Raw genomic sequence first — 22,374 nt, forward strand, 5'->3', positions numbered from 1 at the left:
CATGACGGAGCGACTTTCTTTATGGAAGGCGCTCTTGCTGTTTTTCAAATAGTCGCGTTCACATTTTTGCCATACAACCCACTTTATATGTGAAATTAATCACAAAGATAATGTAAGTAACGTGAATATGTGGTATATTAATAGTGTAATAAGAACTTATTCATATACTTTCATGTGAAAGAATGAGCAAAAGGAGTGGTTAACATGTTCAATCAATTTATCCGTAATAACAAAATCGTCGCTGGGGTATTAGCGTTTATCCGAGTATATATAGGTTATCAATGGATAACAGCTGGATGGGGCAAAGTAACTGGTGGATTTGATGCAAGTGGATTTATGAAAGGGGCAATTGCAAGTGCAAGCGGTGAACATCCTGCCGTACAAGGATGGTGGGCAGCATTTTTAGAGCATATCGCATTACCGAATGCTGAGTTATTTAGCTTTATGGTTGCTTGGGGTGAATTACTCGTAGGTACTGCATTGATCCTTGGAATATTCACGAATTTTGCAGCCCTTATGGGTATTACAATGAACTTTGCCTTCTTATTGAGTGGAACTGTAAGTGTCAATGCACAAATGGTGTTGCTCACAGTATTTTTAATCGTCTCTGGCTATAATGCTGGAAGATTCGGACTCGACCGCTGGATCATGCCTTTCATGAAAAAACACATCGGTCGTAAGCAAGAAAAAGACGACATCAACGTCGGTCAACACGCATAACAACTAAATACTTAACAGAGCCGGTATCTGAATATCAGGATGCCGGTTTTTGTTTGTTCAATAAGAGACTTCCTTCACTCGTAAATCTTACATACAAACGACAAACGGATAAACAGCAAGCAAAGCCGTATATATGACGAAACTACCGCATAAACGTGAAGTGAGCCGCATATCGCACCGAGCAGCCGTATAATCCTAGATTCAACCGCATAAACAGAATATCAACCGCATAAATCAAAAAAGCGCCACATAAACATCACGGCATGTAGCGCCAATTGTTGAACACACGCATGAAACTGCTGTTAGTTGCTTTGCCCCGTTAATCGCCAAGCTGGACAAAACAGCCTCCACTCACATATATGAGTGGCTCCATAAAGTTAAACTGAGTCACGCACATGTCTATTAAGTATGTCAGGCGTCAGAAACATATTCACTAAGAACGCTCTGAACCTTGAAGATATTCAACTGCTTGTTAAAGGTTTTCTCAATCGGTGTGGCACTACCTGAAATCCAAAGTCTCAATTCGGCCTCAAGATCAAACGTACCGGCTGTTTCAACCGAAAAATGTGTAATGCTCCGATACGGGATTGAGTGATATTCTGTTTTCTTACCTGTTACGCCTTGTTTGTCCACAAGAATGAGCCGTTTGTTTGTAAATACCAACATATCTCGTATGAGCTTGTAAGCGTGCTCCACTTGTTCAGTTTCTGCTAGAAGCGGTTCCAGTTCTTTCGCAACCTCTTCTGATGAAATTTCGGATGCGTTGCCCATCATGCCATCGAATAATCCCATTATAAACACCTCCTATTCTAATGTATTTCAATTATATCAAATATACTTTATTATATGACATATTTTTTTAAAAAACGAATCTATTCAACATATGTTTATGAACACAAGGTTATGTACATAATTCATGTGATGACGATCTTGGAAACGGAGGTAAGACATCATGGAGAAAAAAATATGGCTGACAGGCGCAGTCTTTTTGTTCAGTCTTTTAGTCGTTACAGCTTGTAACCCTCAACCAGATGCTACACCAAACGAAAGTGAAGCAGAAGAACCTGGTGTTGAAGCATCAAAAGCAGCTGGAGAGGATGCTAAGGAAGTCGAGGCGATCATGATTAATCAGGATAACGATGTGATTGGCTCGGCCGTGCTTACCCAAAAGCCAGACGGGGTTCTGATTCAGCTTGAAGCAACAGATCTGCCCCCTGGAAAACATGGCTTTCACATTCATGAAAAAGGTGTATGTGAGCCACCAACATTCGAAACGGCTGGGGGTCATTTTAATCCAACGAATGCCAAGCATGGTTTTGATGATCCTGAAGGTCCACATGCAGGTGATTTGCTTAATATAGAGGTGGATGAGGATGGGACTGTCTCAACAGAAACGTTGGCTAATATGGTCACGTTAAAATCAGGTCAAAAGAATTCTTTACTTGATGGTGAAGGTACAGCGTTGATGATTCATTCCAAGCCTGATGACTATGTTTCACAACCTTCCGGTGACGCAGGTGAGCGAATCGCTTGTGCCGTTATAGGAAAGGACTAAGGAAAGCACGTTCTGATCTAGTGGGGTTCTTCACCAGTAGCCCCATTAGATCTATCGTAAAGTTTATCATCTCGTTTTGAAATGACCCATTTTTGAAGGTATCATGAACGTGTTAGACAAGATGTAACATATCAAAAAAACCTCTAATAACACTATTTACAAGATTTGAGGTTTTCTTTTCGAGCAAATGTCATGTATAATATGTTTCGATAAGCGAAAGAAGGGACATATTAATGAAAGATTTATCAAATACAAAAACGTTACGTCCAGACAAAATATGGTCACGAGATTTCGTGCTTATTTGTCTGGCTAATTTTTTTATTTTCCTAGGTTTCCAGATGACCTTACCGACACTGCCGTTATTTGTGAAAGAGCTAGGTGGTAGTGATCAAATGATTGGTGTGATCGTCGGTAGTTTCACATTTACGGCTTTAATATTTCGTCCATATGCAGGGCATGCACTTGAAACAAAAGGGCGGCGTTTCGTTTATATGCTCGGTATTGGCATATTTGTAATATCACTCGGGTCATTTGCGTTTATTACAACAATGACGTTGCTTATATTAATGCGAATGACACAAGGGATTGGATTTGGACTAGCTTCCACTGCAACCGGGACAATCGCGACCGATCTCATTCCGCCGAGTCGTCGGGGCGAGGGAATGGGTTATTTCGGACTCTCCGGTAACATAGCGTTGGCGCTCGGCCCTACGTTGGGACTCGCCCTTGTGGGAAACATCTCATTTAAATCGTTGTTTCTAATATGTGCAGCAACAGGTGTTGCGGCGTTTTTCTTAGCGTCCTTAGTTCGTTATAAAAAAGTAGAGCAGTCACCGAACAAAGCTGCAACCCTCAAGTTCGATATATTTGAAAAAACCGCCATACAGCCAGCGTTGCTTTTGTTTTTTATAACGTTTACGTTTGGCGGCATTGCGTCATTTTTGCCACTGTATGCAGCCGAAAAAGGTGTACCTGGCATTGAAGGCTATTTCCTCGTTTATGCGCTATTTTTAATGATTTCCCGTTTGTTTGCTGGGAAAATTTATGACCAGAAAGGCCATGTCGCGGTGTTCTTACCTGGAACAGTTCTCATTTTTGGGGCTATGCTGCTGCTGTCATGGTTACCTAGTACGTCAATCATGCTAATTGCTGCAGCGATTTATGGGCTTGGATTCGGGAGTGTTCAGCCTGCCCTTCAAGCTTGGGCAGTTGACCAAGCGCCTAGTAATAGAAAAGGAATGGCAAATGCAACCTTCTTCTCTTTCTTCGACCTTGGTGTCGGTCTTGGCGCGATCATTTTTGGGCAAATCGCCTTTATGTTTGATTACAGTGTGATTTATTTAACAGCTGCAGGATCGGTGATCATTTCTATGGTCATTTACATTTTTCTCCTCGTTAAAGCACGTCAAAGAAGCTCAATGAGTGATGTCTAATTCCGTTGCTACACTTATTTCTCCGTTGTTGCATCTGAGTGGAAATGCCCCTGATGAGCACATGCTTGTGTTAGAGCATCTCTTCTTTTAACGTCTTTAGCCATCGTGTATAATATAGGTTTAAGCGTGTTTCAACAGCAAGCCCATTAAGGGCGAAAAGTCAAGGAGCGATATTATGAATGCCATTCAAGGTCTGAATATTGAACGATTGTTTCCAATTATGACTTATCGCCGTGGCATGGACTATTATAATAGAGGGCTCGTAAGCGATCTTGTATATGATCGCAATTTTGAGCTGTGGACAGCGTGGGTGCATGGAACAGATGACTATTTTGTAGAAATAAACACTGCTGATTTGAAAAAAGGTATTTTACGCACGAGATGTGAATGTCCTGCATACGCAACATATGATTCGTGTAAGCATGTTGTTGCGGCTTTGTTAGCCATTGCCAACCAACAACCAGAGGATCAAAGCGCATTCAAGTATAAAATGACCGATCGTTTTATGGAGGCTGTTGCAAGGGCAGGCGCTCAGCAACCATCCATTCATGTGTTATCAAAGCGTATCCCGATGCAGGTAGAATATATATTAAAAAATAGCTTTGGAACATTATTACTGGAATTAAAAACGGGTACCTCTCGGACGTATGTTGTGAAGGATATTCGTGATTTCATTAAGCATGCACGTGCTAACCAAGCGTCTTACCCCTTTACAAAAACATTCACGTACAACTCTGAGGAGCATTATTTTTTAGAGCAGGACCAGGCTATTTTTAAAATGCTTGATGCCATTTTAAATCAGGAACAGCTATATGATGATGAACGTCCTTATCACTTTGATAGCCATTCACGAGCACAACGTCATATGATCGTCCCGCCGCTCGTCGCCGAAGCGCTTTTGGAGCAATTAACGACGCGACATTTAACGGTTAATTTCGATGAGGAAATCTATAAGGATGTTCGAGTCACACGTGATGCGCTGCCGTTTGATTTTTCGCTGAACAAACAAGAGGATGAGGCGCTCATGCTTCATATTAATCATATGGCAGATACGCTCTATTTTCCGCCTTATCAATTGTTGTTCTATGACGGGACCTTTTTCATTCCTAATGACGATCAAGTTAATATTCTTGAACATATTAATGAACTGAGCTTTCGGAAAACGGAGCTACCCGTTTCAAGTGAACAGGCCGACGCTTTTTTGTCTGAGGTCCTTCCGATGTTAAATAAGCTAGGGGATGTGCAAATTTCCGATGAAGTGGCGGATGAGATCGTTCAAAAGCCATTAAGAGCAAAATTATTTCTCGAGCTTGAAGAAAGTGCGATCATTGGCAACTTGGAATATCACTACGGTGTTCATCAAATTAACCCGTTTAATGATCAAGTTTCACGGGATGTTATCATCGTTCGTGATGTGGAGCAAGAGCAACAAATTATGCAGCTGATCGAGCAAGCCGATTTCCGTTATAATGGACGGCATTTTTATATCGAGCTTAACGAAGACGATCTTTATACATTTTTGTATGACATTTTACCCGTGCTCGATAAACATGTTGAGCTTTATTTAACGTCTGACGTACGCCGGTTAATCGTCGAGCAAGAGCCTGAACCTAGGACACACGTCAGAGTAGATGCATCAACAAATCTATTAGAAATTGGATTTGACATTAGCGGCATTGATGATCATGAAATAACGAATATCTTAAATGCTGTTATTGAAAAAAAGCGCTATTATCGCATGAATAGTGGTGCCATATTATCACTTGAAACAGATGAATTTCAGTCAATAGATCAGTTGTTTACGGATTTAGATATTGATAAGAAGGATATTCAAAACGGACGCATCGATATGCCGGTTTTTCGTGGTGCTCAAGTTGATGAACTCATTGATACGAAGAAAACGTACGATCCGTCCTTTCAAAAATTGCTTCATCAATTAAAGGCACCTGAAGAACAAGTGTATGAACTGCCAAGTGCGCTTAATGCCACATTACGAAATTATCAGGTGACAGGTTATCAATGGTTTAAGTCACTGAGCCATTACCATTTAGGTGGCATTCTTGCCGATGATATGGGCCTCGGGAAGACGCTACAGACGATCGCCTATATTTTATCGGAGGAAAAGCAGCATCAGCATTTGATCGTTGTGCCTTCTTCTGTCGTTTATAATTGGAAAAATGAATTTCAAACGTTTGCACCGAGCCTTTCAGTGGCCGTCATGACAGGGTCACCAAAGGAACGACAACAGAAATTCACCGATTATGACCATGCTGATGTATGGATTGTTTCATATGGTACATTGCGCCAAGACATTGATATATATAGTCAACGCACATTTCAAACGATGGTTTTAGATGAAGCCCAATATATTAAAAACTATGCGACGAAAACGTCTCGAGCGATTAGACAAATCAATGCTGGTCGCCGTTTTGCATTGACGGGTACCCCAATTGAAAATTCAATTGATGAATTGTGGGCAATATTTCAAGTCATTCTTCCCGGATTAATGCCAAGTCAACGTACATTCAGGCAGCTGTCTCATGAAAAAATAGCGTCGTTAACACGTCCGTTTATTTTGCGTCGACTTAAAAAGGATGTATTAAAAGAGCTTCCTGATAAAATTGAATCGGTTCATTTATCAGAGCTGACGGTTGAACAACGTGATTTATATGTTGGTTATTTAAGGCAGCTTCAGCAAGAAACAGCTGTGTCGTTGCAGTCATCAGGTGGCTTCAGTCAAAATCGCATGAAGATACTAGCTGGTTTAACACGGTTACGACAAATTTGCTGTCATCCATCTCTCTTTATGGAAAATTATAACGCCCAGTCTGGTAAGCTCAATCAGTTGTTGGATACGGTGAAAAACGCCAAAGAAAATGGCCGACGGATGCTCATTTTTTCTCAGTTTACGAGTATGCATGACATTATAAGGCAAGCGTTGGAAGAAGAGGGCATCTCGTATTTTTATTTACACGGTGGTACGTCCTCAGAAGCACGCGTTGAGATGAGCACGCGATTTAATGATGGAGAGAAGGATGTTTTTCTTATCTCTTTAAAAGCGGGTGGAACAGGTCTCAATTTAACTGGTGCTGATACGGTTATCTTGTATGACTTATGGTGGAATCCTGCTGTAGAAGATCAAGCAGCAGGCAGGGCCCACCGCTTTGGGCAAAAAAATGTCGTTCAAGTGATTCGGTTGATCGCTGAAGGAACGATTGAAGAAAAGATATATGACCTTCAGCAGAAAAAACGGGAACTGATTGATCAAGTCATTCAACCAGGAGAAACGATGCTTTCTAGTCTTACAGAAAAAGACGTTAAAGAACTATTAAATATATAAACCAAACGTGTCCGTTGTTTAACATTTGATTCGGTAGGTTATGATTAGCTGAAACAGGGAATACTCTCTAAAGAAACAACTGTGAGGAGGGTGTTCTAATGAAGGAACGCATTCATGCCTATTTTCGGTCAGAGGATGATGCTGAGTCAGCCCGTGCTAAACTGCAAGCACTTCGTGTGTCAGACATTGTTATAGAGGCGATGCCGAATGATGAGGGGGCGTATTTTTCTTTTCCGATGACAGGTCCAAGCGCAGGTGTAACACGTGTTACAGCTTCTGAAGTAGCAAGTGACCTATTCGGTACGGAAAAAGAGCAACTCGATCAGGCGCAGATGAGACCGCATATATTAGAGGCACAAGTTGAAGCGTCTCATTATGACGCTGCACAATCCGTTTTGCGAGAAGCAGGCGGTTACTCAGAGCTGGACAAATTATAAAAACTGCACGCCCTAGACGAGAGTCGGATGTCTTGGGCGTGCAGTTCGCTTGTTATTTGACGTGATTAATCTATTGGTTAATTTGAAAGAGCTTTCTCGGGCGTCCCCGCAAATAGGGCTTCTCTTCTCCAACAGCTTTAATGACTTCACCTTTAATGAGTTTACCTAAGGTGCGTTCAGCGCTTCGTTTCGTAACACCATAAAAATCAGCTAAATCCTGAGACGAAAATGGTTCATTGTTACGGTTGGCAATAAAATCAAGGAAATTATAGGATAATTCATTGTTTAACCGTGCTTTATGAATAAGTGCTTGATAGAGTTTGCCGGAGTCAAATTTCTTCTCGACACCGACCGGTCCGATTGTTTCCCCACGCTCATTTACGATATAGCAGCTGCTTCCGCCTTCTTTTTCACATGATTCTAGCGCAAGTCGGGCGTAATGCTCTGCTTGATTGACGTAAAGGCCGAGACCGAATCCAATTTCAACATGACCGTCAATTGCCTCTTTCGCTTCAGCCAACAGCGGGAAGCGTCGATAGTTAGACGTAATATAGTCTAGCAATTTTTTAGAACCGATCACCAGGAAGGCATCCTCGCTCGTCTGAACGACTGCCGCATTTGTTGCATCACTCAGCTCGTCTAGGAGTGCTTCAAGCTTAGACATGTTTGTTTCTGCCAGTGCCTTGCTTTGAATTGTATTATAATCTTTTAAGCGAATATAGCCAGATACAATTTGTGTGCTCGTATTTTGATTAATGTGTGCAATTGTTTTAGCTTCAGAAATACCGCGTAGTAGGTTTGCACTCGGTACCTTGACACGGGTAACAGGAATATTGGCTTCTTTGAGCTTGTCTTCAACCGCAACACTTGATGTGAGAACGAGGTCGATATGTCCGCTTTCCCAAAGATTACTATGGAAAAATACGATCTTATCAATGTCAATTACACGGTCATTCCCATAGCTATAAACGTGGAACCCTGACTTATCAAGGTTATGCTCTTTAATGACGGCATCTACATGTTGCCGATCATCAAGGTCAATCGATAGACGAGGTAATGATGTGCCATTGCCCGCTTTTAAATGGTACAGCGCAGACAGAATCATATATTCATCAAATGCAACGTGTACGGCCGGTAGACGTTTTTTATCAATTTTTTCTTTGGCGTAGTAGTAAGAAAGTGGACTCGTAAATAGATAGACATCACACATAACGGCCTTTTCAACGAGATCATAAACTTCTTCCGCATCCGTGTAAATAAACGGAAACAGCTCTGTTTTAGTGTCCATTACATGCTCTGAAAGTGTGTCGATAACCTCCTGTCTTCCAAATACTGCGACTTTAACTCTCATAAATTTACCCCCTATTTTAGATTTATATGATGTATAGTGCTCTCTCTATATAAAGACCTGCATTGTACATGCAAGTTTTTATCACTTGGATTTATCTTATGTTCATATATGTTTATATATCCGTACGAGGATTTGAATGTCATCGGGGCAGCATTGGGGAAGTGTCAGTTGTGTTTACGAGATAATAATATTTCTTTTTCGTTAATGACACAGTATGGAATTTTCGTAAAATTGTCAAGAGAAATGATTGTGTTTTTTCTTATCATTTGCTTTTTTTACAAAAACATGTCCGCACATTAATTATACACACAATGAAGAATGATGCACCTATCTTCTTTAAGTAACAGTGGCGGTAGTTTTGCGCTCGTCTAAATTAATTGCTACAATCTTTTATTTTAGTGTTGTAATAGATCAAAAGCCTCTTCTTTTGTTATGATAGGTGTGAAGATTTTTTATTATTTTGGAATTAAGGAGGCGTACACATGGTTAAGGAAGTGTATAGCAAAAAGGCGCCAGCAGCAATTGGCCCATATTCACAGGCGATTCAAGCGGGAGATTTCTTATACGTATCTGGTCAAATTCCGTTAGATGCAGAAACAGGTGAAGTCGTAGAAGGCATTGAAAATCAAACGCACAAGGTGTTAAGTCATTTGAAGTCAATTTTAGGTGAAGCTGATGCTGATTTTTCCAAGGTTGTTAAATTTACGATCTATTTAGCGTCAATGGAGGATTTTGCTGTTGTGAATGACATATACGGGAGCTATTTACAAAAGCCTTATCCAGCCCGTGCAACTGTAGAAGTAAGCCGTCTTCCTAAAGATGTCCGTGTTGAAATGGACGTCGTTGCCTACTTAGGGTAGTCGCATCATAATAATAAAATTGAGTGACTCAATATACAGCTCCCACGATTAATATCGGAAAGGGGGCTGTTTTTTAGTGCGCCTAAATAATAAAACGAGGCTGGGACAAAAGAAGTTTAATCAAATGAAGAGCCGAACACTACGACCGCTCCGGAAATATACTTCGCTTTCCGCGGGCGGCTGGTTAGCCTCCTCGTGCTAACGCACTGTGGGGTCTAACCTATGCCTTCTTCCCGCAGGAGTCTGCGTATATTTCCGGAGCTAATGGTGAGCATTGTTCGTCTTTTGAGTTAAAACTTTAAGTTATGTCCCAACCTCGTTTTCTAAATGACCGTGTTACTTATGTTCCATTCGTAACGATCTTACTGGTTGTCCGCTGTAGTTGTGCTTATACCATGTATACAACATGAGGCTGCCTGCAATTATGAGCAAGGCACTTGTGACAAAGAAGACAGAGGAAATGCCAAACCAGCCTGATAACATCCCACCAAGTGCAGGGCCAATGACATTCCCTAAAAAGCGAAGGCTCGTATTGTAGCCAAGCACTTCTCCTTGCATGGCAAGAGGTGCTTCCTGACGAATATAAGCAACTCGAACAGGAATGATGCCCCCAATTGATACACCAAGCAGAAATCTGAGCACCGTTAATTGCCAAATGTTCGTAACGAAACCACCAGGGAAGTATACGAGTCCTGCCATGAACAGAAGAATGATGAGTATCTTAATATAGCCAATCCGGTCACCTAGTCTACCCCAGCGTCTTGCCATAAGTAGGTTGCCGAGCCCTGCCGCCGAAAATGCGATTCCTGAAAATAAGGCAATGTTTTCTGGACCGTGTAATTCCGCAACATATAACGATAATATCGGTTGAATGCTGAAATGAGCGACTTGGACTAAGATCGAGACAACCATAACGATGAGTAATACTGGATGTCCGACAATATGCTGGATGACCTCTTTACTTGAATATACTTTTTGGTCAGTGTCATCATCAACAGATTTCCTTAATTCTTTAATCCCGAACGTAACGATAAGTGCTGAGAGAAATATGGTAATGGACGTCCATTTAAATGTCGCGCTATAAGAGAATACATCTGCAAGTCCTCCACCAATCAACGGCCCCATTAATGTACCTGTAATACTACCAGTTTGTAATGTCCCAAGTACTCTACCAGCAATATGCTTCGGTGTTTGTGTAGAGATGAATGCTTGTGAAGTCGGAATAAAACCTGTAAATATCCCCATAAAAAGTCTAAGGATGAATAATTGCCATACGGACGATGCAAATCCCATAAGCAAAATCGAGACACCAAGACCGATCGCTGATATGATAAGGATTTTCTTGCGTCCATATTTATCGCCAATTCGACCCCAAATTGGTGAAAAAATAAATGCTGTTACAAAGGTAATGCCGAAGATCCAGCCTGACCAGCTTTGTACATAAGCATCGGAAAAGTTACCGAACGTCTGAATGTATAAAGAAATAAAAGGGAGGACCATTGTCATACTTCCAGCAATAAAAAAGTTGGCCAACCACATGATCGCCAAGTTACGTTTTATATTCGTGTTAAATGCCTCTATTGTAGACCCTTCTTTCAATTACTTCGTCTCTCTAAATATACAGGAAAAATCATTAAAATTAAAGGATTCTGCTTATGTTGTAGCGTAAGAACATAATAGAAGATGTGGTTATTTTTTCTAAGTAGGCTATAATGATTTACAATGATAATGATTGACCTAAGACATGCATAACATAATAAAGAGACAAAAAGCAGTTTAAAACATATGAAAGTGGAAAGGAATGATCTGATTGAAATCAATCTTAAATAAAGGACTGTTCATCCTAACAGCAGCTATGCTATTTTTGTCTATCGCTTTACCTGTTCAGGCAGAAGAGGTGATCGATGAAAAACTCGGCGTACCGATTGTTGTCTATGGTGGTAACTTAACCGATGCACAACTGAAACAAACGAAAGAATTGCTCGAAATTACCGACTCCCAAATGCTCGATGAGTATAAAGTGACAGGAGAGGATTTGGCGAATTATATTGATGGAAATCCGCAGTCACGGATGTTTTCTTCTGCAAAAATTACCCGTGAAGAAAAAGGGAAGGGCTTAACGATTCGCGTTGTTACACCTGAAAATATTACGCAGGTGACGTCCGATATGTATGCGAATGCCTTACTAACAGCTGGCGTAGAAAATGCGACTGTTGATGTTGCATCCCCGGTTAAAGTCACTGGGCATTCAGCCTTGACAGGGATATATAAGGCATATGATGTTGAAGGTGAACAGCTTGATAAAGAACGGATGGAGCTTGCGAATGAAGAGCTCGGCATTGCGACAGATCTTGTTGACAAAGGTCTCACTCAAGAACAAGTGAGTGAATTGTTAACTGAAATTAAAAAGGCAATTTCTGAGAATAAGCCCGCAACGAAAGAAGAAGTAGAGCAGATTGTCAAAGAGCAACTAGATAAATTAAACATTTCCTTGAGTGAAGCAGATCGTCAAATGCTAATCGATCTATTTGAAAAAATGCGGAACCTAAATATTGATTTTGAACAAGTGAAAAATCAGCTTCAGGATATAGCAAATACAGTGAAAGATAAAATGGATGAGCTTGGCCTTGATGAAGGATTTTGGCAAAAGGTTGGCACTTTTTTCAAAGATTTTTTCAATTCCATTGGTGACTTTTTCAGCGGTCTATTGGGTTCTGAATAGTCAGGGGGCTTAACGAAACAGCCCCTATATTTTTACATTTTTTACAAGAAATTATAAAAATAGGGTGCAATTTTTGGATTTAAGTAGTATAATTCATAAATATTACCTTTTATTGCGTGCGTAAAGCTAAGAAGGATCTATCGAGCGCTTGATTTTTAGATAGGCAATTATGCCTATCCGAAAGAATAAAATGCGACAAATTAAATCGAACTGTTGCAATTAAATTGCATAAAACCTTGTGTAAAGTTTAGAGATATTATATAATTTAAACAATCAATAACTAATTTGCCAGAATATTTATATATGATTTACAAGTGCAAAACCAGATAAAAATTTAAACATAATTTTTAGAATATTAAATTCTTGAAGGGGGAAGAGCAGTTGTCACAACAAGAGAAAGATCTGCTCCAGGTTAAAAATCTAAAAACTGGCTTTTACATAGAAGGCGAATTGCATCACGCAGTAGCTGATGTCAGTTTTGAAGTCAAGCCGAAAGAGGTTGTCTGTATTGTAGGTGAATCCGGTTGTGGGAAAAGTGTTATGTCCTTGTCGATTATGCAACTGCTTCCAGAACTCATTTCAAAAATATCTGACGGACAAATTTTCTTTGAAGGAGAAGACCTCGTTCAAAAAAATGATAGAGAGATGAACAAAATACGTGGTAAGGAAATTGGTATGATTTTCCAAGAGCCAATGACTGCATTAAATCCAGTCTTTACAATTGGCTATCAGCTTCAAGAAGTATTGTTTAACCATACGACAATGTCGAAAAAAGAAGCACGTGAACGGTCAATTGAATTAATGAAGGAAGTTGGTATTTCACGTCCAGAGAAAATCATTGATGAATATCCACACCAGCTTTCAGGTGGGATGAGGCAGCGCGTTATGATTGCGATGGCAATTGCGTTACACCCAAAGCTATTGATTGCGGATGAGCCAACTACTGCACTTGATGTGACTGTACAAGCTCAAATTCTTGAGCTCTTAAAAGACATTCAAGATAAAGAGGATATGGCGATTATGCTTATCACTCACGATCTCGGTGTTGTAGCCGAGGTTGCTGATAAGGTCGTCGTTATGTATGCTGGTCAGGTTGTCGAAGATGCAGAGGTCAATGAGTTGTTTGCCAATCCGAAGCACCCATACACAACATCATTGCTCGGCAGTATTCCGAAAATGGATCAAGAACAGGACAGACTAAACACGATTGGTGGTATCGTCCCATCTTTGGAAAATATGCCACATGTCGGCTGCAGATTTGCAGACCGCTGTCCGATGGCATTTGAGGATTGTAAAAAAGTGACACCACAGCTTGCTTCTGTTAATGGTCAGCACCAGGCAAGATGTCTTCTCAACAAAGAATGCTATCCAGCAGATCACCCGGAGCATAAGGAGGCCATTTCACAATGAGTGAACAATCCGTGATGGAGCGAGACCATCAACACAGTCAAGCAGATTCCGATGTTTTGCTTGAAGTGAAAAACTTAAAAAAATATTTTCCTGTTACAGCTGGCTTTTTCAAGCGTAAAGTCGGCGATGTGAAAGCCGTTGATAATGTGTCACTGACTTTGAAAAAAGGTGAGACATTCGGGCTTGTAGGGGAATCCGGTTGTGGAAAGTCGACGACAGGAAGAACGATATTACGCTTAACCAATGCAACAGACGGTCAAATTATTTTTGATGGTCAAGATATTACACGGTTACGTGGTTCCCGACTAAGAAAGTTCAGACAAAACTTCCAGATGGTCTTCCAGGATCCATATGCCTCATTAAACACAAAGATGATGGTCGGCCATATCGTTGATGAGCCACTCCGTAATTTTACTGATAAATCGAGCAAGCAGCTTAAGTCGCAAATTAAAGAATTACTCGTTAGAGTAGGTCTCAGAGACACAGATTACTATAAATACCCACATGAATTCTCTGGCGGACAGCGGCAGCGGATTGGAATTGCACGAGCCCTTGCGGTGAATCCGAAGCTTATTATTGCCGATGAGCCTGTTAGTGCACTAGACGTATCCATTCAGTCCCAAGTCCTAAACTTGTTAAAGGACTTACAGGAAGAGTTTAATCTAACCTATTTATTTATTGCGCACGACTTAAGTGTCGTTAAGCATATGAGTGACCGAATCGGTGTAATGTATCTCGGTCACCTAGTTGAAGTCGGAAGTAATGAAGCGATTTATAAGGAGCCATTACATCCTTATACACAAGCCTTAACGTCTGCGATACCAGAGCCTGATCCGACGAAGAAGAAAGAACGGATTATTTTGGAGGGGGATGTTCCAAATCCACAAAACCCACCATCGGGCTGTGTCTTTCACACGCGGTGCCCGGTCGCAATGCCGAAGTGTAAAGAAATTGTACCTCAATTAAGGGAGGTGAGGCCGAACCACGAAGTCGCTTGTTTATTGTATGATGAAGACTGAGATTATAACAATTAAGGGGGAAATATTTTGAAAAAGAAGCTATGGTTTTTACTCGTATTGATGTTTTCTTTAACACTGCTTCTTGCTGCTTGTTCTGATGATTCATCAAGTTCAGATGGTGGCAACGACAACAACGGTAACAGCAATAATGAAGGCCAGTCAGATAACGGTGGCGATAATAATGACGGTGAAGCCTCAGGACCTCAAGAAGGCGGCACAATCGTATACGCACTTGATTCTGAACCAAAAGGTTTATTCAACATCAACTTCTATGGCGATGCTGTAGATGCTCAAGTTATCGAATTTTTCGATGACAGCTTGATTCAATATGATGAGAACTTAAAGCCACAGCCGAACGTTGCTGAATGGGCAACAGAAGATAACAAGGTTTATACATTTACGTTCCAAGAAGGCGTTAAATGGCATAACGGTGAAGAACTAACCGTTAATGACTGGGTATTTGCACTTGAAACCATTGCACACCCTGACTATGACGGTCCACGTTGGGCAAACGTTAAAAACATTGAAGGTGCACAAGCTTTCCAAGATGGTGAAGCAGACAGCATTTCTGGTTTAAACGTCGTAAGTGATTATGAAATTGAAGTTACTTTTGATCAGGCTCGTGTAAACAACCTTGAAAACCTTTGGACATATGCTATGTCTCAAAAAGAGTTTGAAGGTGTAGAAGTAGCTGATATGTCTGCTTCTGATCAGGTACGTGTAAATCCTGTCGGTATCGGACCATTCAAAGTGACTAAAATTGTTCCTGGTGAATCTGTCCAATTCGAAGCTTTTGAAGATTACTGGCAAGGCGCGCCACATCTTGATGGTGTTGTACTTAAAGTAATTGATCCAAGCCTTGTTATTGGTGAATTACAAAATTCACAGCTCGATATGACGGAATTCCACCCAAGTTCATTTGATGAAATCAGTGCAATGGATAACGTTGAAGTACTTAGAGCCCCAGGTGTAAGCTACTACTATATTGGATTCCGTCTCGGAAACTATGATAGTGATGCTGGTAAAGCAACAATGGATTATGAAAAATATCAAAACGTAGAATTACGTAAGGCGATGGCTCATGCGATTAATCGTCAAGAGTGGGTTGATGAGTTCTTCTTCGGACTCGGTGCACCGATTAACCGTCCAGTTCCATCTGCACACTGGATTTCAGCAGATGATGCTGACCTTGAAAACCATTTTGAATACGATCCAGAGCTTGCTAAGCAAATTCTTGACGATGCAGGTTATGTTGACACAAACGATGACGGCTGGCGTGAAGATCCAAACGGAGAAGAATTCTCTGTGAAGTTCAGCCATTACGCAACGAACAATCCAACATTTGAAACACGCGCTAAAACGATCACACAATATTGGGAAGATATCGGTCTAAAAGCAGAATTAGAAATGACGGATGCTAACCTTTACTACGATCTACTTGAAGAAGGTGACGAAGGTATGGAAACATTCTTCGGTGGCTGGTCTACTGGTGCTGATCCAGATCCAACAGCGCTATGGCAGTCTGATGCACTTTGGAACTTCCCACGCTGGGTTGATGAGAAAAATGACCAGTTGATGGCAGACGCCCTTGATATGGATATTGTTGGTACGGACCAAGATAAGCGTAAAGAAATTTATGTTGAATGGCAGCAAAATATCAACGAACAAATTCCAATGATTCCAATTGCTGAGCTTGAAGAAGTATTAGCAGTAAGCGATCGCCTTCAAGGTGTAGAATTGGATCTATCTGGAAAGAACAGCCCGCACGAATGGTGGGTTAAGCAAGACTAATTGATTACGAAGCAGTAGCGACGTATTAGATAAGGAGTATTGCATTATGTTGAAATACAGCCTCAGAAGAATACTAGGCATGATTCCGATGTTATTCCTTATCTCCATCGTGGTCTTTTCCCTGGCAAAGCTTATGCCAGGGGATGCCCTTGGTGGAGAAATAGATCCACTTAATACAGATCCAGAATATATTGAAGAAATGCGTGAAAAGCTGGGCTACAATGATCCAATCGTTGTCCAGTATTTTGATTGGGTAACTGGCTTTGTCCAAGGCGATTTTGGTCAATCAGTCAAATATAAAATGGATGTAAGTGATCTTATATTGGAAAAACTGCCTAATACGATATTTCTTGGGATGATGTCCCTTCTCATTACGTATGTACTCGCTTTAATCATGGGTATTTATGCGGGAAGAAAACCGTATACCGTTGGAGATCATCTAATCGGCGGATTAAACTATCTCGGTTTAGCAATTCCGTCTTTTGTTGCCGCTATTTTTGCCATTTATTTCTTTTCGTTTCAGTTAAATTGGTTCCCATCGAACGGATCGGTTGATATTATGGTTCAAGAGGGGACGCTTGATTATTGGTTGAGCCGTCTTCATCATGTAATCTTACCGGCAATTGTTCTCGGTGCGTTAAGTACAGCAAGCTATACACAATTTTTAAGAAATGACATTATTGATAATAGTAGACGTGATTTTGTCCGAACAGCAAGAGCTAAGGGGACAAGCCGTAGCAAGATTTATAATGTGCATATTTTACGTAACTCCATTATTCCTTTGGTCACGTTTCTCGGCTTTGACATCGTCTCGATTATCGGTGGCGCTGTTATAACTGAGACCATTTTTACGTATCCTGGAATTGGACAACTATTCGTTAACTCAGTGTCATCAAGAGATTACTCCGTCGTGATGGCGATTACGATGATGTTCTCTTGCTTGGTTCTAGTAGGAAACTTAATCGCTGATATTTTATACGGTATAGTTGATCCGCGGATTCGATTGGACTAGGGAGGAGGAATAATGTGAATACAGAACAAGCATCAATAAAAGCACCTAAAAGAAAGAATTCATCACCATGGGCGATTGCGAGAAGAAAGTTCTTCCACAACAAATTGGCCATGATTAGTTCAGTTTTCTTAATGACTGTGATCATTTTATCTTTCCTGGCACCTTATATTACGACGGTTGATATTAGCCGCGTTAATATTGGTGAAACTTCTCTTACGCCTTCCTCAGACCATTGGTTAGGAACCGACCAGAGTGGACGGGACGTTTTTACCAGGCTTTTATATGGTGGTAGGGTATCCCTGACAGTCGGTATGTCGGTGACAGCTATCGTTGTTGTGTTCGGCACTTTAATTGGTTCAATTGCTGGATATTTTGGTGGCTTTGTTGACAATATTTTAATGCGTTTTACAGACTTTATTTTGAACTTCCCATTTTTAGTGTTTGTAATTGTATTAAGTTCCCTTTTATTTGGCCATGTGAGTGGCGTTTGGGTACTAATAGCCGTTATCAGTGGTTTAAGCTGGGGTGGTGTCGCGAGAATTGTTCGTAGTAAAATCCTTGCAGAAAAGGAAAACGAATATATTTTAGCGGCCGAATCAATTGGAACATCATCGGCTAAAATTATTACAAGACATTTATTGCCTAACGTACTTTCGACAATTATCGTACAAGCAACATTGTTGTTCGCAACGATGATCGTCGCAGAAGCCGGCTTAAGCTATCTTGGCTTTGGTGTCCCACAGGAAGTACCAAGCTGGGGCAACATGCTCACATCCTCGCGTCAGCCTGATGTGTTGCAGAACAAGCCGTGGATATGGATTCCACCTGGGCTGGCAATCGTCTTTACAATTCTATCAATTAACTTTATAGGTGAAGGCCTAAAGGACGCATTAAATCCAAAGTCAAACCGATAATACAACACCTCCATGATCATAAGCGATCACGGAGGTGTTTTGATTTGTGTACGAATAAACTGATTTAATAAGACGATTTGATCAACAGTCTTTCTACTGTCATAATCAATTTTTTTGTCATGAATCTATTAAATATGTAATATTTTTTGAGCAAACTGGCAACCCTTGTAATAGACTTTTAAAAGTCTAGTAACTGCAATGCTCGTCCTTATATGTTAGGATGGTCATTGTGAATTTTTAAAGGAGGGTTTTGCCCATGAAGAAGCTAGTAGCGCTTTGTGCTACTGTACTCATTGCTGCCACAGGCACAATGACTGCTTCCGCACAGCAATATGAAGTCGAAAAAGGAGACAATCTCTGGAGCATCGCTCAACGATACAATACAAGCGTCGATCGCTTAATAGACATTAATAACCTCAAGACGACCGTCATTCAACCAAAGCAGAAGATTGCACTCTATGAAACATATGAGGTGAAGAAAGGGGATACGCTGACCGATATCAGCAATATATACCATGTGTCAATTGCTGAATTAATGGAATGGAACAACCTATACTCTGACCTCATTTTAATCGGCCAAGAATTACGCATTAAGGAAACTGGAACGAAGATAGATCAGCAAAACGCTATAGCAGCGAAGCAAGCAGTTAACACCAATACAAAAGCTAAAACGGTATCTAGGTCTGTATCAAACAATGACACGAGCAAGCAAAAGGTCGAAGGTAGAACAATCGCAGTAACAGCGACTGCTTATACAGCTGAATGTACGGGCTGTTCTGGGATAACGTATACAGGCGTTGATTTGAACAAAAACCGCCATGCAAAAGTCATAGCGGTTGATCCAAATTTAATTCCGCTCGGCTCTAAAGTGTATGTTGAAGGCTATGGCTATGCAACAGCAGAGGACATCGGTGGTGCAATTAAAGGCAACCGTATTGATATCCACGTACCGACCAAAACCGAAGCCTTTAACTGGGGTGTCAGAGAAGTCAATGTAACCATCATTGAATAACATAAGATTGATAAAATTGAAAGCCACTCCCTTTTAATGAAGGAAGTGGCTTTTTGTTTGTCTAAAACCCTGCCTGCCTAGACACAGTTCCTTGTTGTTGTTTATCAATGACTTGATCTGAGCCCTCTGGTTCTATAACACCAATCAAAGCAAATATAAAAACAAGCATAAAAAATATGACGATCAGCCACTTCCTCAAGACGATCATCCCTTCTCCTAGTTACATAACAAGCTCTATTATATATGATGTTCATATGATAGGGAAACGGTATTTTTTTGTAATCTGTTTCCTAAAATATGCTCACTTGTACACGTTATTGATGAATCAATTATACCAATTATGTTAAGATGAAAGTGGTTACACATATTTTGTGCGAGCCTCAAAGAAGGGACAGCACAAAAATACAATCGTTTCAATACGATGCTTTAAACATCATCATAATTCTTAAGAGGAGGACGCTTTAAATGACAAGTCACATTTTGCACACATTTTTGAATGACAATATTGCAGATTTGAAACAGCGTGGCCTTTACAATGAAATTGATCCTATTGAAGGTGCAAATGGGCCAATGATTTCAATAGAAGGAAAACAGCTGATTAATCTATCATCAAATAACTATTTAGGTTTGGCGACAGATGAACGTCTGAAAAAAGTTGCGACAGATGCCGTACATTCTCACGGAGTCGGTGCGGGTGCTGTTCGAACCATTAATGGCACGATGGACCTTCATTTGGAATTAGAGAAAAAGCTCGCTGAATTTAAAGGAACAGAAGCAGTGATTTCATTCCAATCCGGGTTTAACTGTAACATGGCTGCGATTTCTGCTGTAATGGATAAAAATGACGCAATATTATCAGACGCCCTCAACCATGCTTCGATTATTGACGGTTGCCGCTTATCAAAAGCGAAAATTATTCCGTTTAACCACTCAGACATGGATGATTTAAGAAAAAAAGCACAGGAAGCTGTTGATTCCGGTCTTTATAATAAAATAATGGTTATTACGGACGGTGTGTTTTCGATGGATGGCGACATTGCCAAGCTACCAGAAATCGTTGAGATTGCTGAAGAATTTGATTTGATTACGTATGTGGATGATGCCCACGGTTCTGGTGTACTCGGTAAAGGTGCTGGTACGGTTAAGCACTTCGGTTTACAGGATAAGATTGATTTTCAAATGGGCACACTTTCAAAAGCAATTGGTGTTATTGGTGGCTATGTAGCTGGTAAGCAGTCACTCATTGATTGGCTGAAAGTGCGTTCCCGTCCGTTCTTGTTCTCCACTGCTGTAACACCAGCTGATGCGGCTGCTGCTAAAAAAGCTGTTGAATTACTGATGGAAAGCACAGAGCTACATGACAAGCTTTGGGAAAACGGTCGTTATTTGAAGGCTGGCTTAAAGGAGCTTGGGTTCGATATTGGGGAAAGTGAAACACCAATTACACCGTGCATTATTGGGGAAGAAAATGCGACACAGGAGTTCAGTCGTCGCCTGTATGAAGAAGGGGTTTATGCGAAATCAATCGTATTCCCGACAGTACCACGCGGAACTGGTCGCGTTCGCAATATGCCGACTGCCGCACATACGAAAGACATGCTTGATCAAGCGATTAAGATTTATGAAAAAGTCGGTAAGGATATGAACATCATTTAAGACAGCAAATATTAATCAATGGATGAATTATAGTGATTCGTCAGTTGATAGACTATGACATAAAGCAGGAGAGGGTTTCGTATGAAAAAAATACTCGTTACAGGCGCAATGGGCCAGATCGGCTCAGAGCTTGTCGATCAGCTTCGACATACTTATGGTGAAAACAACGTTATCGGTTCAGACATTAAACAGCCTGACAATGCATCTGACGGGTTATTTGAAATTGTAGACGTGACGGATGGAGAACGTTTATTTGAAGTCGCTAAAAAACATAACGTCGATACGATTATGCATTTAGCAGCTTTACTATCTGCCAAAGCTGAGGAAAATCCAAAGCGGGCTTGGGACTTGAATATGGGTGGCTTACTGAATGCGCTAGAAGTTGCACGTGAGTTGGAAACGCAATTCTTCACGCCAAGCTCCATTGGCGCGTTTGGTCCGTCAACACCGAAAGACCAAACACCACAGGATACGTTGCAGCGTCCGACGACTATGTATGGTGTTAACAAAGTGTCAGGTGAATTGTTATGTGACTACTATTACAATCGCTTTGGGCTTGATACACGTGGTGTTCGCTTCCCGGGTCTCATTTCTTATGTGACACCGCCTGGTGGGGGCACGACAGATTACGCAGTCGATATTTATTATGAAGCGATTAAACAAAAGGCGTACACGTCGTTTATTGCTGAAGGAACGTATATGGATATGATGTACATGCCTGATGCATTAAATGCTATTATTCAATTGATGGAAACAGATCCAGCGAAGCTCATCCATCGTAATGCGTTCAATATTTCAGGGATGTCAGCGGCTCCTGAAGATTTCGCGAAGGCCATTCAAACGCATATACCTGAATTTAAAATGAGTTATGATGTCGATCCGGCTCGTCAACGCATTGCTGAAAGTTGGCCGAATGCGATTGATTCCACAGCCGCGATTGAAGAATGGGGCTTTAAAGCTGACTATGATTTAGACCGCATGACAAAAGATATGCTAGAAAAAATAGCACAGAAATAAAAGTTAACAGGGAGCCTGGGACATAAGAGGTTTAACCATATGGAAATATGAACAATACGACCGCTCCGGAAATACACTTCGCGACCGACAAACACGATGTTTTAGTGTCGACGTTGGCGCAGGAC

The 22,374-nt window shown here is 40.9% G+C and carries 19 protein-coding genes; 15 read left to right on the forward strand and 4 right to left on the reverse strand.

Annotation, left to right across the window (positions count from 1 at the left end; genetic code table 11):
• Positions 1-204: 204 nt before the first annotated feature.
• Positions 205-720 carry a DoxX family protein gene (locus HPC67_RS04755; protein ID WP_217586321.1) on the forward strand — a complete coding sequence of 172 codons (516 nt, stop codon included), beginning with the start codon at positions 205-207 and terminating at the stop codon, positions 718-720.
• Between the two features lie 411 nt (positions 721-1,131).
• On the opposite strand, the gene HPC67_RS04760 is transcribed toward HPC67_RS04755, so the two are convergent.
• Positions 1,132-1,512, reverse strand: a complete 381-nt coding sequence (locus tag HPC67_RS04760) for a PH domain-containing protein (RefSeq protein WP_217586322.1) — start codon at positions 1,510-1,512, stop codon at positions 1,132-1,134.
• Positions 1,513-1,672: 160 nt separating this feature from the next.
• Between HPC67_RS04760 and HPC67_RS04765 the strand changes: the two genes are divergently transcribed.
• From HPC67_RS04765 to HPC67_RS04780, 4 genes are all read left to right on the forward strand, one after another.
• On the forward strand, positions 1,673-2,275 hold the full coding sequence (locus tag HPC67_RS04765; protein WP_217586323.1) for a superoxide dismutase family protein: 603 nt from the start codon (positions 1,673-1,675) through the stop codon (positions 2,273-2,275).
• Between the two features lie 233 nt (positions 2,276-2,508).
• Positions 2,509-3,708 (forward strand): MFS transporter, encoded by a 1,200-nt coding sequence (locus HPC67_RS04770; protein ID WP_217586324.1) that lies wholly within the window; start codon positions 2,509-2,511, stop codon positions 3,706-3,708.
• Between the two features lie 175 nt (positions 3,709-3,883).
• Positions 3,884-7,048, forward strand: coding sequence for a DEAD/DEAH box helicase (locus HPC67_RS04775; RefSeq protein ID WP_217586325.1), 3,165 nt, complete (start codon positions 3,884-3,886; stop codon positions 7,046-7,048).
• Positions 7,049-7,146: 98 nt separating this feature from the next.
• A complete protein-coding gene (locus HPC67_RS04780; protein ID WP_217586326.1) occupies positions 7,147-7,485 on the forward strand; it encodes a hypothetical protein in 339 nt (112 codons plus the stop codon).
• Positions 7,486-7,555: 70 nt separating this feature from the next.
• Here the strand turns inward: HPC67_RS04780 and HPC67_RS04785 are convergent, their stop codons facing one another.
• A complete protein-coding gene (locus tag HPC67_RS04785) occupies positions 7,556-8,836 on the reverse strand; it encodes a hypothetical protein (protein WP_217586327.1) in 1,281 nt (426 codons plus the stop codon).
• A 482-nt stretch (positions 8,837-9,318) separates the two neighbouring features.
• On the opposite strand from HPC67_RS04785, the gene HPC67_RS04790 reads away from it, so the two are divergent.
• A complete protein-coding gene (locus tag HPC67_RS04790; protein ID WP_217586328.1) occupies positions 9,319-9,696 on the forward strand; it encodes a RidA family protein in 378 nt (125 codons plus the stop codon).
• A gap of 336 nt (positions 9,697-10,032) precedes the next feature.
• Here the strand turns inward: HPC67_RS04790 and HPC67_RS04795 are convergent, their stop codons facing one another.
• Positions 10,033-11,235, reverse strand: a complete 1,203-nt coding sequence (locus tag HPC67_RS04795) for an MFS transporter (RefSeq protein WP_217586605.1) — start codon at positions 11,233-11,235, stop codon at positions 10,033-10,035.
• 271 nt (positions 11,236-11,506) lie between these two features.
• Between HPC67_RS04795 and HPC67_RS04800 the strand changes: the two genes are divergently transcribed.
• From HPC67_RS04800 to HPC67_RS04830, 7 genes are all read left to right on the forward strand, one after another.
• Positions 11,507-12,418 carry a DUF1002 domain-containing protein gene (locus tag HPC67_RS04800; protein WP_425514300.1) on the forward strand — a complete coding sequence of 304 codons (912 nt, stop codon included), beginning with the start codon at positions 11,507-11,509 and terminating at the stop codon, positions 12,416-12,418.
• 381 nt (positions 12,419-12,799) lie between these two features.
• Positions 12,800-13,828: an ABC transporter ATP-binding protein gene (locus HPC67_RS04805; RefSeq protein WP_217586329.1), complete on the forward strand. Its 1,029-nt coding sequence runs from the start codon at positions 12,800-12,802 to the stop codon at positions 13,826-13,828.
• Positions 13,825-14,847, forward strand: coding sequence for an ABC transporter ATP-binding protein (locus HPC67_RS04810; protein WP_217586330.1), 1,023 nt, complete (start codon positions 13,825-13,827; stop codon positions 14,845-14,847). The genes HPC67_RS04805 and HPC67_RS04810 overlap by 4 nt, the downstream gene beginning before the upstream one ends.
• A gap of 27 nt (positions 14,848-14,874) precedes the next feature.
• Positions 14,875-16,638, forward strand: a complete 1,764-nt coding sequence (gene opp4A / locus HPC67_RS04815) for an oligopeptide ABC transporter substrate-binding protein (protein ID WP_246569721.1) — start codon at positions 14,875-14,877, stop codon at positions 16,636-16,638.
• Between the two features lie 46 nt (positions 16,639-16,684).
• Positions 16,685-17,650: an oligopeptide ABC transporter permease gene (opp4B, locus tag HPC67_RS04820; RefSeq protein WP_217586331.1), complete on the forward strand. Its 966-nt coding sequence runs from the start codon at positions 16,685-16,687 to the stop codon at positions 17,648-17,650.
• Positions 17,651-17,664: 14 nt separating this feature from the next.
• Positions 17,665-18,564 carry an oligopeptide ABC transporter permease gene (gene opp4C, locus HPC67_RS04825; RefSeq protein WP_217586332.1) on the forward strand — a complete coding sequence of 300 codons (900 nt, stop codon included), beginning with the start codon at positions 17,665-17,667 and terminating at the stop codon, positions 18,562-18,564.
• 256 nt (positions 18,565-18,820) lie between these two features.
• Positions 18,821-19,576, forward strand: a complete 756-nt coding sequence (locus tag HPC67_RS04830; protein WP_217586333.1) for a LysM peptidoglycan-binding and 3D domain-containing protein — start codon at positions 18,821-18,823, stop codon at positions 19,574-19,576.
• Between the two features lie 61 nt (positions 19,577-19,637).
• Here the strand turns inward: HPC67_RS04830 and HPC67_RS04835 are convergent, their stop codons facing one another.
• Positions 19,638-19,775, reverse strand: coding sequence for a hypothetical protein (locus tag HPC67_RS04835; RefSeq protein ID WP_217586334.1), 138 nt, complete (start codon positions 19,773-19,775; stop codon positions 19,638-19,640).
• 266 nt (positions 19,776-20,041) lie between these two features.
• Here HPC67_RS04835 and HPC67_RS04840 point away from each other — a divergent pair, with 266 nt between their 5' ends.
• Both HPC67_RS04840 and HPC67_RS04845 read left to right on the forward strand, forming a co-directional pair.
• The gene (locus HPC67_RS04840; protein WP_217586335.1) at positions 20,042-21,232 is read left to right on the forward strand and encodes a glycine C-acetyltransferase; all 1,191 of its coding nucleotides are present in this window, start codon (positions 20,042-20,044) and stop codon (positions 21,230-21,232) included.
• An 81-nt stretch (positions 21,233-21,313) separates the two neighbouring features.
• A complete protein-coding gene (locus tag HPC67_RS04845) occupies positions 21,314-22,249 on the forward strand; it encodes an L-threonine 3-dehydrogenase (RefSeq protein WP_217586336.1) in 936 nt (311 codons plus the stop codon).
• The last annotated feature ends 125 nt before the right edge of the window (positions 22,250-22,374 follow it).

The sequence above is a fragment of the Lentibacillus saliphilus genome (assembly GCF_019093865.1).
Taxonomy (GTDB): domain Bacteria; phylum Bacillota; class Bacilli; order Bacillales; family Amphibacillaceae; genus Lentibacillus_B; species Lentibacillus_B saliphilus.